The following is a 13,362-nucleotide window of genomic DNA, read 5'->3' as shown; positions in this document are numbered from 1 at the left end:
ACACACGGAAAACGGAACCCGGGTGGAGGACGGGTGCCGTGAGGACGCCGTGATACAGCGCACTGCGGGGCGGATTTGTTACCACTCTCACAGGGACCAAGATCGCGCACTGAGGTGCGTGGCACCCGGCTCGGCGGACCCGGTAGCGTGACCCGACGATTCACAAGGTCCCCCATTAGTAGGAGTCCCGGTGACGCAGAGTGGACAGAGCGAGGAGCCCTCGGCGCGGCCCGCGCGCGAAGGCATCGTGCTGCCCTCCGACGGAGGCGAGCCCGTGCTGCCCGGCATGAGCGGTGCGCCCGCTCCCGCCGCCCCGGCCGGCGGGCAGGCCTGGGGTGGTTCCTGGGGGCCCGGACAGCAGCCGTCCCAGCCGGACCAGGGCTGGCCTCCGGCGCCGGCTCAGCACTGGGACGCCCCGGCACAGCCGCCGGCGGTGGACCCCGGCCTGCTGCCCCCGGAGGGCGCCCCGGCCCTGTCGTACGGCGGTCACACACCCGGCTACGGCACGGACGGCCCGCCCGGCGGGTACGGCGCACCGGCGTCGTACCAGCAGCATCAGCTGCCGCAGCCGCACGAGCTGCGGCCGCAGCAGCACCAGCAGCCGCAGCAGCAGTATCCGCAGCCGCCCGCGTCCGCCCCGGTGCCCGGCGCGCTGCCGCCCGCCTTGCCGGACGGGCACATACCGTCGCTGCCGCCCGCCCCCGCCGACGAGGGCGCCACCCAGTACATCCCGCCCGTGCAGGCAGCCCCGGCCGACGGCGCGACCCAGTACCTGCCGCCGGTCCCGGCCGGCCCGGCCGACGGTGCCACCCAGTACATCCCGCCGGTGACGGCCGGCGCGCTGCCGCCCGAGTCGAACGGCGAGGAGACCCGCTACCTCGGCATCACCCCGCAGCAGGGGCCGCCCGCACCCGCGTCGTCCGACGCCGAGGCCACCCAGTACATCCCGCCGTTCGCCGCCCAGGCGCAGGGACAGGGCGCGGACCGACACCCGCCGGCCGAGTTCGACAACCTCTTCCGCAGCGGCCCGGCGAGCGGCGACGGCCCGGCCGGATCCACCCAGCAGCTGCCGCGCATCCAGCAGCCGGACGCCTACCCCGGCCCGGCGCAGGCGCACGCCCCGGCGCATTCGTCGTATGCCCAGTCCCCACCGGCGTACGGCGCGCAGCAGCCGGCGTACGACCCGGCGCACGACGACGACCGGCCCCGCGGGCGGTCGCGGGTGCCGCTGATCGCGGCCATCGGGGTCGGCATCGTCGTCATCGGCGTGGGCGCCGGCGCGCTGCTCAGCGGCGGTGGCGGCAAGGACGGGGGCACCGACGGCAAGACGGTGGCCGCCGCGTCCCCGGTCGCGAGCCAGGGTTCCTCCGGCGCCGCGGACCCCGCCCGGCAGCAGGCCGTCGAACTGGACAAGCTGCTCGCCGACAGCGGCAGCAGCCGCGCCTCGGTGATCAAGGCGGTGGCAGACGTCAAGGGATGCGACAACCTCGACCAGTCCGCCTCCAACCTGCGCGACGCGGCCAAGCAGCGCAACCAGCTGGTCACCCGGCTCGGCCAGTTGTCCGTCGACAAGCTGCCGGGCAACGCCGACCTCACCGCCGCCCTGACCAAGGCCTGGCAGGCCTCCGCCGCGGCCGACAACCACTACGCGGCCTGGGCCGACCAGGTCAAGGGCGGTCACAAGGCCTGCCGCAAGGGCCACGCCCGCATCACCGGCGAGACCCAGGCCGGCAACCGGGAGAGCGGCACCGCCAGTGAGCAGAAGGCCAAGGCGGCAGGGCTGTGGAACGCGATCGCGAGCAAGTACGGCCTGACCCAGCGCCAGCCCACCCAGCTGTGACCTCACCGCCGCCGGCACCCGCAACCGGTGCCGGCGGCGTCACTGCACGTCGGCGTTGACCAGCGTCTGCGTCATGTCGGTGATCCCGTCGAGGCCGCCGGTGCCCTTGCGGGCCGCGACCAGTTCGCCGTTCTGGACGACCTGGAGGGTGACGTCGGCGTTGACCAGCCGCGGGAAGCCGACGGAGGCGAGCTTGCCCTCGTAGGTCCAGTGCAGGATCGGGGTGAGGCCGCCGGTGCTGACCCTGAGGCCGCCGTCGAGGGTGCGCCGCACGGCGTCGGCGCTCACCTCACCGGAGCCGATCTTGTCCAGGGCGGCCTTGAGCACGGTGTAGGCGATCCAGGTGGTCTGCACTCCGGCGTCCGCGGGGTCGATGCGGTTGTCGCCGAAGGCCTCCTCGTTGATCACCTTCTTCATCGCGTCCCAGCGCGCGTCGGAGGCCGGCGGGTACCAGCTGGTGATGTACGACCCCTCGTACGGGCCGTTCGCTCCGCCTGTGGCGTTGATCACAGTCTGGTCGACGCTGCCGAGGACGGTTCCCAGGCGCACCGCGGGGTACTGCTCGCGGGCCCGGCGGAAGGAGTCCATGAAGGTGTCGGTGCGGTCCCCGAGCGCGGGCACGACACAGCCCTTGCGCAGGGCGTCCTTGGTGGCGTTGTGCAGGGCCCGGTCGGCCTGGTCGCTGTACTCGGTGGCGTCCTCGGCGGCCAGCTCGTCGTCCGCGTTCGCGTGGCCGCCCTGCTTGAGCCCCGAGTTCAGCAGCGGCGGCAGCTCGTCGCCGGCGATGCTGTCGGGACGGACCAGCGCGACGGTTCCGCAGGTGGCGGAGAGGGCGCGGCCGAGACCGGCGAGCAGGACGGGCTGGCCGCCGTTGACCGGGTACGACATCTGACCGGTGAACTCGGTGTTGGTGACGCCGTAGCCGCCTATGTAGGGGATGCCGGCGCTCTCCAGCGGGGCGAGGAAGGAGTCGCCGAACTGGCTGTAGGAGCCGACGACCGCGACGACGTTCTCGGCGGCCGCCTGCTGGGCGCACTTGGCGGCGGCCACGCTGTCGTTGTGGTCGTTGCAGGTCAGGATCTCCAGCTTGCGGCCGTTGATCCCGCCGTGGGCGTTGATCCACTTGCCGTAGGCCCGGGCCATCGCGGGCATGCCGGGCTTGTTCGTGGCGTCGCTGTTCTCGGGCGCCCAGGTCATGACCTTGATCGGGTCGTCCCCGGAGCCCCCCGTGGCACCGGGGATGACCCCGCATCCGGCGGTGAGCGACGCACAGAGAGCCGTGGCGCCCAGGGACAGGGCGGTGGCTCTGACGGGCCGGGAGAAGGAACGGGCGAGGGTGGTACGTGTGCGAGGCCTGCCGGTCATGTGTGCCCACGTTTCCCTCACATCACTAACCCGGGAGTGACCCTCGGTCAATGAAAGGTGACGCGCGAGTGAATTGCGGGGGCCGGTGAGGCCTGTGTGACGAGGAACGTACGATCGATGACCGTGCAAGGTTCGGAGAACTCTTCCCGTCGCGGCCGTCGCTCCTCCACCATGGGCGGCATGCCTCTAAGCGACATGCCGTGGTGGCGCTGGCGCAGCAATGTGCGTTCGGCGCTGCACATGCTCTCCGACCAGGTGTTCCAGCGGGACGTCTGGCTGGCCGGCGTGGACGGGTACGGCGACGTCACCGACGCCGTGTACCGGCTGGTGGAGGACACCTGGCTGGACAACTGGTCCGCGGAGAAGTACGTCGGCACGATCTTCCGGGACTCGCAGGAAGCGGCGCTCGTGGACACCGCCGTCCTGCGGGTGCTGCGGATCATGCACCAGGTAGGCCCCGACGCGCCGGTCGCCGCCTACCTGGAGCACCAGGGCTGGCCGGAGGCGGTGCGGGCGGCCCGGGACGCGCACGTAAGGATGTCGGTGAGCGACGGGGAGGACCCGGAGACGCCGCCCAGGACCCTGGAAGTGCTGCGGATCATGACGCGGACGGCGTAGGAGGACCCCGCAGGGGGTGTTCCGTCCTGCGGGACGATCACTCACGGCCTGGCGGCGGTATGGGAACCTGTGGTGCATGAGCGAGCAGCCCGCACCCGTCGCAGCACCGGCGGCCCAGTACGTCCTCACCCTCTCCTGCCCGGACAGGATGGGCATCGTGCACGCCGTGTCCAGCTATCTGTTCATGACCGGCTGCAACATCGAGGACAGTCAGCAGTTCGGCGACCGCGACACCGGTCTGTTCTTCATGCGCGTCCACTTCTCCGCCGAGGAGTCGGTGACGCTGGACAAGCTGCGGGCGAGCTTCGCGGCGATCGGTGACTCCTTCCACATGGACTGGCAGATCAACGGGGCCGACGCGAAGATGCGGATCCTGCTCATGGTCAGCAAGTTCGGGCACTGTCTGAACGACCTGCTGTTCCGGGCCCGGATCGGCGCGCTGCCCGTGGAGATCGTGGGCGTGGTCTCCAATCACACGGAATTCGAGGAGCTGGTGGGCTCCTACAACATCCCCTTCCACCACATCCCGGTGACGAAGGACACCAAGTCGGAGGGCGAGGCCAGGCTGCTGGAGATCGTCCGCGAGGAGGGCGTCGAGCTGGTCGTCCTCGCCCGCTACATGCAGGTCCTCTCGGACGACCTGTGCAAGCAGCTCAGCGGCCGGATCATCAACATCCACCACTCCTTCCTGCCGAGCTTCAAGGGCGCCAAGCCGTACCACCAGGCGCACGCGCGGGGCGTGAAGCTGATCGGTGCCACGGCCCACTACGTGACCGCCGACCTCGACGAGGGGCCGATCATCGAGCAGGAGGTCGAGCGGGTGAGGCACGACGTGACCCCGGACCAGCTGGTCGCCATCGGGCGCGACGTGGAGTGCCAGGCGCTGGCGCGGGCCGTGAAGTGGCATGCCGAGCGCAGGATCCTGCTCAACGGGCGCCGGACGGTCGTCTTCGCCTGACCGACCGCCACTCGGCGATGTCCGTCACCCACCCGACGACGTCCGTCACTCGGCGATGGTGAAGTACTCCGCGAACGCGGGGACGACCTCCGCCTCGCCGATCACGCCGTCGCCGTCCGCGTCGAGGGAGGCGGCGGTCGTCGCGGCCACGGCGTCCGGTACGTGCAGGGCCTTCAGCAGCCGTGTGGTGTCGGCGACCGTGATGCGGCCGTCGGAGTCGCAGGCCGCGACCGCCAGGGCCGCGTGCAGGAACGGGCGGGCGATCTCGGCGAAGCGGCCGGGGTTGTCGCGCAGGCGCTTGACCGCGCCGGTGACGAACTCCTCGCGGGTGATGCGCTGGTCGCCGTCGCGGTCCGCGATGCCGGCCATGCCCTGCCAGAACGCCTCCGCGCCGGCGTAGAGCGCCTGTCCCTCGGCGGAGCGGGCGGGCACGGCGAACTCGGCGAGCAGCGCCTTGGCCGCCGCGCTGAAGTCCGCGCGGTCGATCCAGCCGTTGCCGTCCTGGTCGAAGGTGGCGAACCGGGCGGCGATCCTGCGCTCGTACTCGGTGCTGACCATGTCTGTCGGGCCGCCTTAGTGTGCGTGGGTCGATCTCGCACGGAGCGTACGACGCGGATGGCCGCGAGATGGCGGGAAACGGGCCGTTGTGCCAAGACCGGGGGAATACTGCGACAAGCGTGTGGACTCGTCGCGGCGATCGCAGAGGGTGTCAGGCCGACAGCGGTCCGGCGTCCTCGGACGTGGCGGAGTCGAGGTCGGGGCGGACGTCGAAGAGGCGGCGGACGCCGAGCGCGCCGAGCACCCGGTTCACGTGGGAGCCCGCCCCTCGCTCGACCTCGCTCGCACGGGAGGCGCTCCCGTCCGCGCCCCGGTCCGGCAGGATCAGCCGCAGCCGGCCCTGGCAGGAGCGGATCAGCCGGCGGGCGGCGATGAGGACGCCGACCCCGCTGGAGTCGCAGAAGAACACGTCCGAGAGGTCGACGACGAGGCTGTGGTGCCCCTCGGCGACGACGTCGTGCACGCGTTGTCGCAGTACCGGCGAGGTCATCAGATCCAGTTCTCCGGTCACCCGGAGTACGGCCCACCCGTCCTGTTCGACGCCGGTCACGTTGAATGCCACGGCTCAGCCCCTCCGCTCGCCGGAACTCAGGAACCGCCCGGAAATGGAAGCAGTTCCTACGCTTGCTTCCGCGCGGCTGCCCAGCGGCCGTTCCCTGAAACGTGGAGCAGCAAACCGGACGTGATCGACAAGGGGCCTTTTTCGGTCACTATCGATCTCATTCGATCAGAGGTGTACGTGATTCGTGTGAAGTTTATGTGAAGAGGGCACTATCACCTGCGATGCCTCAGGGGCGCTCATTGGCACAAAGGGGCGTGCACTGTCAGGGGTGCCGACTACATTCGGGAGGACGGTGCAGACACGCTGGATGGGCCGGCGCACAGGTGAGGGGAGGGACCGCATGGCCACGAAGGACGTACCACCCCGCTGGGACCGCAAGATGCAGCAGCGGCTCGCCCGCGGTGAGGCGGCCGCCCTGGGCGAGCTGTACGACCGGTTCGCCTCGCTCGTGCACAGTCTCGCCCACCGCGTCCTCGGTGACGAGAAGGCTGCCGACACCGTCACCCGCGAGGTCTTCGCGCATGTCTGGGAGCACCCCGAGAGCTACGACCCCAAGCAGGGCCCGCTGCGTTCCTGGGTGGCCGGCGTGACCCACCGGCTCGCCGTGCAGCGGCTGCGCGACAGCGAGAGCGCCGCGCTGCCCCGCGGGTCCGGCGCCGCCGCCGAGGAACTGGAGCGCATGGTGCGCCGCGCCTCGGTCGCCGCCCGCGCCGACTTCATCGTCCACTCCATGCCCGCCCCGCTGCGCGCCGCGCTCGAGCTGGCCTACTTCCAGCGGCGCGACTACCGCCAGACGGCGGCCGACCTCGGCGTCACCGAGGACGAGGCCCGCCGCCGGCTCCGCCTCGGCCTGCAGCTGCTCGCCACCGCCCACGACGCCGGAGCGCCTTCGGGGTACGGGGGCGCGGTGTGAACGGGGCGGGACGCTTCGAGGCACATGACGGGCCCGAGGCACATGACGGGCCCGAGGAGTACGACGGGCCCGAGGAGTACGACGGTGCGCAGGAGCGCCCCGGCGAGGGAGGCGGCCTCGGCGAGGGAGGCGGCCTCGGCGAGGGAGGCGGCTCCGGACGGACGCCGCCCGGCGCCGGCAGGCCCGGTCCGGACGGGCCGCCGCGCATACCGACGCCCCGCGCCTCCGTGGAGGACGGCGGGCGTCCGCTGCCCGGCCTCGCCGACCCGGGAGATCTTCCGCCGGTGCCGTTCGATCTGCCGCACGACGTGCTGAAGTCGCTCCTCGGCGCCTGGGCGCTGGCCGCCTGCTCGGCGGCGGAGACGGCGGCCGTCGAGGACCACCTGGGCTCGTGCGGAAGCTGTGCCGACGAGGCCCGCCGGCTGCGCGAGGCGGTCGGCCTGCTGCATCAGCCGGAGAGCCTCGATCTGGATCCGGGGCTGCGCACCCGTGTCCTGGAGAGCTGTCTGGACCGCCGGCCGCCGCGCATCCCGCTGCCGCCGTGGGCCGCGCCGTACGACGCCGAGGCCGCGCGGCTGGACGCCCTGCTCCAGGACTTCGGGGACGCGGAGTGGCATGCGCCGGTCCGGCTGCGCTGGTTCGAGGACGACGGGCCGACCAGCCGTCGTACCACCGTGGCCGGGGTGATCGCGCACCTGCTGTCGGTGGACGGGATGATAGCGGTCGCGCTCGGCCTGGAGGACCCGCTGGCCGAGGTCGCCGGGGCGGGCGACCCGGTCGCGTCGGGCCCGGCCGGGCGCACCGAGGCGTTCTGGCGGACCTCGCGCTTCCCGCCGACCCGCTCGGTGCGGGGACCCTGGCGGGAGCAGAGCCACGGCCTGGTGCGCACGGTGTCCTTCACCGGCAGCCACGCGGGCGGACTGCCCGTGTCGTACGGCGACTTCGCGCTGCCGCTGCACGACGCGATGCTGGACCGGGCCTTCGAGTGCTGGGTGCACGCCGAGGACATCGCGGACGCGGTGGACTACCCCTACGAGCCGCCCGCGCCGCGCCATCTGAGCAAGATGATCGACCTCGCGGCCCGGATGCTGCCGGCCGCGCTCGCCGAGCGGCGCCGGTCCGGCCGGTCCGCCCCGGGCCCGACCCCGCATCTGGTCACGGCGGGCGCGCCGGGCCGCAGCCTCCGGCTGGAGATCGAGGGCATGGCGGGCGGCGAGTGGCTGATCCCGCTGGACTCACCGGCGGCGGTGGGCTCGGCGGAGTTCGAGGTGGCCCATGTGGCGCTGGACGGCGTGGAGTTCTGCCGCCTCGCCGCCGGTCACATCTCGCCGGAGGAGGCGGCGGCCGGCCAGGTCGGCGACCGCCAGGCGATCAGGGACGTGCTGTTCGCGGCGGCGGGACTGAGCCGGATGTGAGCCGCCGCGGAGGTGTCACGGCTGCGTGAACCGCTCCCGCAGCTTGTACTTCAGCACCTTGCGCAGCGTGTCGTTGCGCGGGAGCGCCGTCACGACCTCCAGCCGCTCGGGCAGCTTGTGGACCGACAGGCCCTGCGTGCGGAGGTAGGAGACGAGTTCCGGCAGGGTCAACTCCGCGGCGTCCGGCGGCTGTTCCACCACCGCGCAGACCAGCTCCCCGCGGTCGGCGTCGGGCAGGCCGATCACGGCCGCGTCCGCGACCGCCGGATGCGCGGCGAGCAGGTCCTCGATCTCCTTGGCGGAGATGTTCTCGCCCTTGCGGATGATCACGTCCTTCATGCGGCCGGTCAGGACCAGATGCCCGGAGTCCGTCACCCGGCCCAGGTCGCCGGTGCGCAGAAAGCCCTCGGCGTCGAACGCGGCGGCCGTCTGGGCCGGGTCCAGATAGCCCTGGCAGACGGCCTCGCCGCGCAGCCGTATCTCGCCGTCGACGACCCGGATCTCCATGCCCGTGGGCGGCCGGCCCTCGGTCGTCGCCAGGTTCTCCGGGGTGTCCTCGGGGTCGCCCATGGTGATCATCGGGACCTCGGTCATGCCGTACCCGTGGGTGAGCTGTGCGCCCAGTTCGCGCACGACGGCGTGGTAGACCTCGGGCGGCTTCGGGGCGCCGCCGCCCGCGAGCAGCCGCAGGGTCGGGACGACCTTCGTCCGCGGCCGCTTGCGCTGCTCGGCGAGGAACATCGAGTAGAACGCCGTCGAACCGCCGGCCACCGTGACCCCGTGCCGCCGGTACTCCGCGAGCGCGTCCGGCAGCGCGAAGTGCTCGAACATCACTGCCGGGAAGCCGTAGAGCAGGAGCATCACCAGATAGTCGGGGCCGCCTATGTGGGCGTAGGGGAAGGCGATCGAGCCGATGTCGTCCGGTGTCAGGCGCAGGGCGTGCGCGAGGCAGGAGCCGCCCGCGATCAGGGAGCGGTCGGTGTGCAGGACGCCCTTGGGGTCGGAGGTGGTGCCCGAGGTCCAGTAGATCCAGCGGACCGAGGTGCCCTCGGCGGGCGGGGCGGGGAGCACCGACGGGTCGCCGTCCGGCAGGGTGTCGTACGCCTCGAGGATCCCCCTCGCGCCGAGCCGCCGGGCCATCTCCGTGTGGTCGTGGCCCCGCCACACGCCGGGGACCGCGAAGAACTCCGCCTTGGACGCGCGCAGCGCGAAGCCGACCTCGCGGTCCCGGTAGAACGGGATGACCGGGGACTGTACGGCGCCCAGGCGGGCCAGCGCCAGGGAGAGCAGGGCGGTCTCGATGCGGGTGGGCAGCTGCCAGGCGACCACCGTGCCGGGGCGTACGCCCATCCCGTACAGCCCGGCCGCCACCCGCTCGGCACGCGTGCGCAGCTCACCGAAGGTGAGCGTGCGCCGCTCCTGGAGCAGCACCGGGCGGCCGGGGGTCAGGCCGGCCCGGCGGACGACCAGGTCCCACAGCGTGCGGGCGGTACCCAGGGAGTGCGGGGTCTCGTTCACGTGTGCCCCCTGACCGACTTGGCTGACGAACCGTCAGGTGCCATGATATCTGACGGGTCATCAGATAAGTACTGTCCGGCGGAGGGTAACGCGGAGGGGAACCATGACCGAACTGCCCCGCATCATCAGCGTCGACGACCATGTGATCGAGCCCGCCCATCTCTTCGAGACCTGGCTGCCGGCCAAGTACCGGGACCGGGGACCCAAGCCGCTGACCGCGGGGATCGGGGAACTCGCCTACGTCGGCGGGAAGTACCAGATCACCATGGACCCGGCCGGCCAGCCGACGGACTGGTGGATCTACGAGGACCTGAAGTTCCCGTACAAGCGCAACATCGCCGCCGTCGGCTTCGACCGGGACGAGATGACCCTGGAGGGCATCACCAGGGAGCAGATGCGGCGCGGCTGCTGGGATCCCGTGGCGCGCCTAGCCGACATGGATCTCAACCACGTCGAGGCCAGCCTCTGCTTCCCGACCTTCCCGCGCTTTTGCGGGCAGACCTTCGCCGAGGCCCACGACAAGGAGGTCGCCCTCGCCTGCGTGCGCGCCTACAACGACTGGATGGTGGAGGAGTGGTGCGGGGGCAGCGGCGGACGCCTCATTCCGCTGTGCCTGATCCCGCTGTGGGACGTGGACCTGGCCGTCGCCGAGATCCGGCGCAACGCCGAACGCGGGGTGCGGGCCGTGACCTTCTCCGAGATCCCCACCCACCTCGGTCTGCCGTCCATCCACTCCGGCCACTGGGACCCGTTCTTCGCCGTCTGCCAGGAGACCGGCACGGTCGTCAACATGCACATCGGGTCCAGCTCGCAGATGCCGGCCGCCTCCCCGGACGCCCCGCCCGCCGTCCAGGCCTCGCTCAGCTTCAACAACGCGATGGCCTCGATGATGGACTACCTCTTCAGCGGGGTCCTGGTGCGCTTTCCCCACCTCACCCTCGCCTACTCCGAGGGGCAGATGGGCTGGATCCCGTACGCCCTGGAGCGCGCCGACGACGTGTGGGAGGAGCACCGGGCCTGGGGCGGGGTCAGGGACCTGATCCCGGAGCCGCCCTCGACGTACTACTACCGGCAGATCTTCTGCTGCTTCTTCCGCGACCGGCACGGCGTGGCCTCGATCGACGTCGTCGGCCGCGACAACGCCACCTTCGAGACCGACTACCCGCACGTCGACTCGACCTTCCCGCACACCAAGGAGGTCGCGCTCGACCATGTGAAGGGGCTCGACGACGAGACCGTGTACAAGCTGATGCGGGGCAACGCCATCCGCATGCTCGGCCTGGACCTGGACCGCTAGTGGACCTCTCGTACACGGCGGCGGAAGAGGACTTCCGGGCCCGGCTGCGGGAGTGGCTCGCCAAGGTGCTGCCCACGCTGCCGGACCGGCCCTCGCCCGACGACTGGCCCGGCCGCCGCGCCTACGACCTCGGCTGGCAGCGCATGCTCCACGACGCCGGGTACGCCGACGTCCACTGGGACGCCTCCCCGACCACCCGCCTGATCTTCCTGGAGGAGACCGAGCGCGCGGGGGCGCCCTATGTGGGGGCGAACTTCGTGGGCCTGCTGCACGCCGGTCCGACCATCGCCGCCGAGGGCACGGCCGAGCAGCGGGCGCGCTGGCTGCCGCCGGTCCTGCGCGGGGAGGAGGTGTGGTGCCAGGGGTTCAGCGAACCGGACGCCGGCTCCGACCTCGCCGCCCTGCGCACGCGTGCGCGCAGGGACGGCGACGACTACGTGGTGAGCGGGTCCAAGATCTGGACTTCGCACGCCGAGGTCGCCGACTGGTGCGAACTGCTCGTGCGCACCGACCCGGACGCCCCCCGGCACCGGGGCATCACCTGGCTGGCCATGCCCATGGACGCGCCGGGCATCACCGTCCGGCCCCTGCGCACCCTCGCCGGGTCCGCCGAGTTCGCGGAAGTCTTCCTGGACGAGGTCCGGGTGCCGGTGGCCAACCGGGTCGGAGCGGAGAACGACGGCTGGCGCGTGACCATGGTGACCCTGTCCTTCGAGCGCGGTACGGCCTTCGTCGGCGAGGTGGTGGCCTGCCGCCGGGTGCTGCGCGAACTCGCCCGCGCGGCACGGGAGAACGGCCGCTGGGACGACCCCGTGCTGCGCCGCCGCCTCGGCCGGCTGGAGGGGGAGTTCCGGGCGCTGTGGCGGCTGACCCAGTGGAACGTCAGCGTCGCGGAGGCTGGCGGGGGAGTGCCGGGCACGGGTGCCTCGGTGTTCAAGCTCCGCTACTCGCACGCCCGCCAGGAGCTGTACGACGCGGCGGCGGACGTCCTCGGCCCGGACTGCCTCGACCTGGACCGGCCGTGGGTTCTCGACCGCCTGTCGTCCCTGTCGTACACGATCGCCGCCGGCACCTCGCAGATCCAGCGCACCATCGTGGCCGAGCGCGTCCTCGGCCTGCCCAGGGGGAGATGAGCGTGCGATTCCAACTGAGCGAAGACCAGCAGGCATTGCAGGCGGGAGTGCGGAGGCTGCTGGACCGCCGCTTCGACCGTGAGGCCCTGCGGGCGGCCGTCGGCGCACCGGGCCGGCTCGACCGGGCGCTGTGGCGGTCGCTCGGCGAGGCGGGCTTCTTCGCCCTGCGCCTGCCCGAGCCGGACGGCGGGGTCGGCCTGGGGCTGCCGGAGGCGGCCCTGCTCTTCGAGGAGGCCGGACGCGCCCTGCTGCCGGGCCCGTTGGTCGCCACGCACCTGGCGGCCGGGAGGGTGCCGGGTGCGGCCACCGGCGAGACGGTCGTGACGGCGGTGGACGGGCAGTTGGTGGAGTGGCTGGAGGCCGCGGACGTGGTGCTGGGGGAGACGGTGGGGGCCGTGGCGATGCGGTCGGTGGACCCGCTGACGCCACTGCACCGGGTGCCCGGCACCACGCCCGCAGACCCCCTGGCCGTCCTGCTCACCGCCGCCGAACAGCTCGGCACGGCCGCGCGGGTGTGCGAGCTGGCCGTGCAACACGCTCGGACACGCGAACAGTTCGGCCGCCCGATCGGCACCTTCCAGGCCGTTCAGCATCTGTGCGCCGACCTTCTGGTGCGGACGGAAATCGCCCGTACGGCGGTGTACGCGGCGGCCGTCACCGCCGACGGGGCGGACATCGCCGCCGCCCGGCTGCTCGCCGACGAGGCCGCCGTACGGGGCGCCCGCGACTGCCTCCAGGTGCACGGCGGCATGGGCTTCACCTGGGAGGCAGACGTCCATCTGCACCTGAAACGGGCCTGGTTGCGGGCCGCGCGTGGCGGCGGAGGCACACAGAGTGAGGAACTGCTCGCCGCGCGGCTGGCCGCCTGACCGGCCGCCACCGCCCTGGACTGCGCCGTCGGAAAAGCCATGGCCCATGATGTTGCGGATCGTGGCGTATCGCCATCACGGAGCGTCGATATCCGGTTGTGTCCTTCGCTTGACTCGTAACAGCCTGGAGTCGGGCGTCCGCTCCGGTACCTTGTGTGAGATGCGAGTGGCGGTGAGCGCGAGCCGGGCCGGCGATGCCCCTGGGGCGGTGCCGGGCAACGCGGTGCGCGTTGCTGCTCGCGAGGCGGCGGTGGCTTCGGACGCCGCTTCGGGTGCCGCCTGTTCGACTTGTCGGCGCGAGCGTCGCACAGTATGT

Annotated in this window: 12 protein-coding genes; 8 read left to right on the top strand and 4 right to left on the bottom strand. The window is 72.2% G+C overall.

Going from position 1 to position 13,362, the window contains the following annotated elements; translation table 11 throughout:
* Positions 1-190: 190 nt before the first annotated feature.
* Positions 191-1,840, top strand: a complete 1,650-nt coding sequence (locus tag GQF42_RS20565; protein WP_158921998.1) for a hypothetical protein — start codon at positions 191-193, stop codon at positions 1,838-1,840.
* Between the two features lie 39 nt (positions 1,841-1,879).
* Here GQF42_RS20565 and GQF42_RS20560 read toward each other — a convergent pair whose 3' ends face one another.
* Positions 1,880-3,205, bottom strand: coding sequence for an ABC transporter substrate-binding protein (locus GQF42_RS20560; RefSeq protein ID WP_158921996.1), 1,326 nt, complete (start codon positions 3,203-3,205; stop codon positions 1,880-1,882).
* A 117-nt stretch (positions 3,206-3,322) separates the two neighbouring features.
* Between GQF42_RS20560 and GQF42_RS20555 the strand changes: the two genes are divergently transcribed.
* Together GQF42_RS20555 and purU are read left to right on the top strand one after the other, a co-directional pair.
* On the top strand, positions 3,323-3,823 hold the full coding sequence (locus GQF42_RS20555) for an SCO4402 family protein (protein ID WP_158921994.1): 501 nt from the start codon (positions 3,323-3,325) through the stop codon (positions 3,821-3,823).
* A 76-nt stretch (positions 3,824-3,899) separates the two neighbouring features.
* Complete coding sequence (gene purU, locus GQF42_RS20550; protein WP_158921992.1) at positions 3,900-4,781, top strand: formyltetrahydrofolate deformylase; 882 nt, start codon at positions 3,900-3,902, stop codon at positions 4,779-4,781.
* A gap of 45 nt (positions 4,782-4,826) precedes the next feature.
* Here purU and GQF42_RS20545 read toward each other — a convergent pair whose 3' ends face one another.
* Both GQF42_RS20545 and GQF42_RS20540 read right to left on the bottom strand, forming a co-directional pair.
* Positions 4,827-5,339 (bottom strand): EF-hand domain-containing protein, encoded by a 513-nt coding sequence (locus GQF42_RS20545; protein ID WP_158921990.1) that lies wholly within the window; start codon positions 5,337-5,339, stop codon positions 4,827-4,829.
* A 151-nt stretch (positions 5,340-5,490) separates the two neighbouring features.
* Positions 5,491-5,901: an STAS domain-containing protein gene (locus GQF42_RS20540; protein WP_158921988.1), complete on the bottom strand. Its 411-nt coding sequence runs from the start codon at positions 5,899-5,901 to the stop codon at positions 5,491-5,493.
* A 340-nt stretch (positions 5,902-6,241) separates the two neighbouring features.
* On the opposite strand from GQF42_RS20540, the gene GQF42_RS20535 reads away from it, so the two are divergent.
* Together GQF42_RS20535 and GQF42_RS20530 are read left to right on the top strand one after the other, a co-directional pair.
* Entirely contained in the window at positions 6,242-6,814 is a 573-nt protein-coding gene (locus tag GQF42_RS20535; RefSeq protein WP_158921986.1) for a sigma-70 family RNA polymerase sigma factor, read from the top strand.
* Positions 6,811-8,229, top strand: a complete 1,419-nt coding sequence (locus GQF42_RS20530) for a zf-HC2 domain-containing protein (RefSeq protein WP_199272738.1) — start codon at positions 6,811-6,813, stop codon at positions 8,227-8,229. Before GQF42_RS20535 ends, GQF42_RS20530 begins: the two co-directional genes overlap by 4 nt.
* Before the next feature lie 15 nt (positions 8,230-8,244).
* Here GQF42_RS20530 and GQF42_RS20525 read toward each other — a convergent pair whose 3' ends face one another.
* Positions 8,245-9,747 (bottom strand): class I adenylate-forming enzyme family protein, encoded by a 1,503-nt coding sequence (locus GQF42_RS20525; RefSeq protein ID WP_158921984.1) that lies wholly within the window; start codon positions 9,745-9,747, stop codon positions 8,245-8,247.
* A 103-nt stretch (positions 9,748-9,850) separates the two neighbouring features.
* Between GQF42_RS20525 and GQF42_RS20520 the strand changes: the two genes are divergently transcribed.
* From GQF42_RS20520 to GQF42_RS20510, 3 genes are read left to right on the top strand one after another with little or no spacing between them, the layout of a single operon-like run.
* Positions 9,851-11,044, top strand: coding sequence for an amidohydrolase family protein (locus GQF42_RS20520; protein WP_158921982.1), 1,194 nt, complete (start codon positions 9,851-9,853; stop codon positions 11,042-11,044).
* Positions 11,044-12,177, top strand: coding sequence for an acyl-CoA dehydrogenase family protein (locus tag GQF42_RS20515; RefSeq protein WP_158921980.1), 1,134 nt, complete (start codon positions 11,044-11,046; stop codon positions 12,175-12,177). Before GQF42_RS20520 ends, GQF42_RS20515 begins: the two co-directional genes overlap by 1 nt.
* Before the next feature lie 2 nt (positions 12,178-12,179).
* Complete coding sequence (locus tag GQF42_RS20510) at positions 12,180-13,046, top strand: acyl-CoA dehydrogenase (RefSeq protein WP_158921978.1); 867 nt, start codon at positions 12,180-12,182, stop codon at positions 13,044-13,046.
* The last annotated feature ends 316 nt before the right edge of the window (positions 13,047-13,362 follow it).

Source organism: Streptomyces broussonetiae (genome assembly GCF_009796285.1).
GTDB lineage: Bacteria > Actinomycetota > Actinomycetes > Streptomycetales > Streptomycetaceae > Streptomyces > Streptomyces broussonetiae.
The sequence above is the reverse complement of the archived record's forward strand: the minus strand, read 5'-3'. Positions and strand labels throughout refer to the sequence as shown.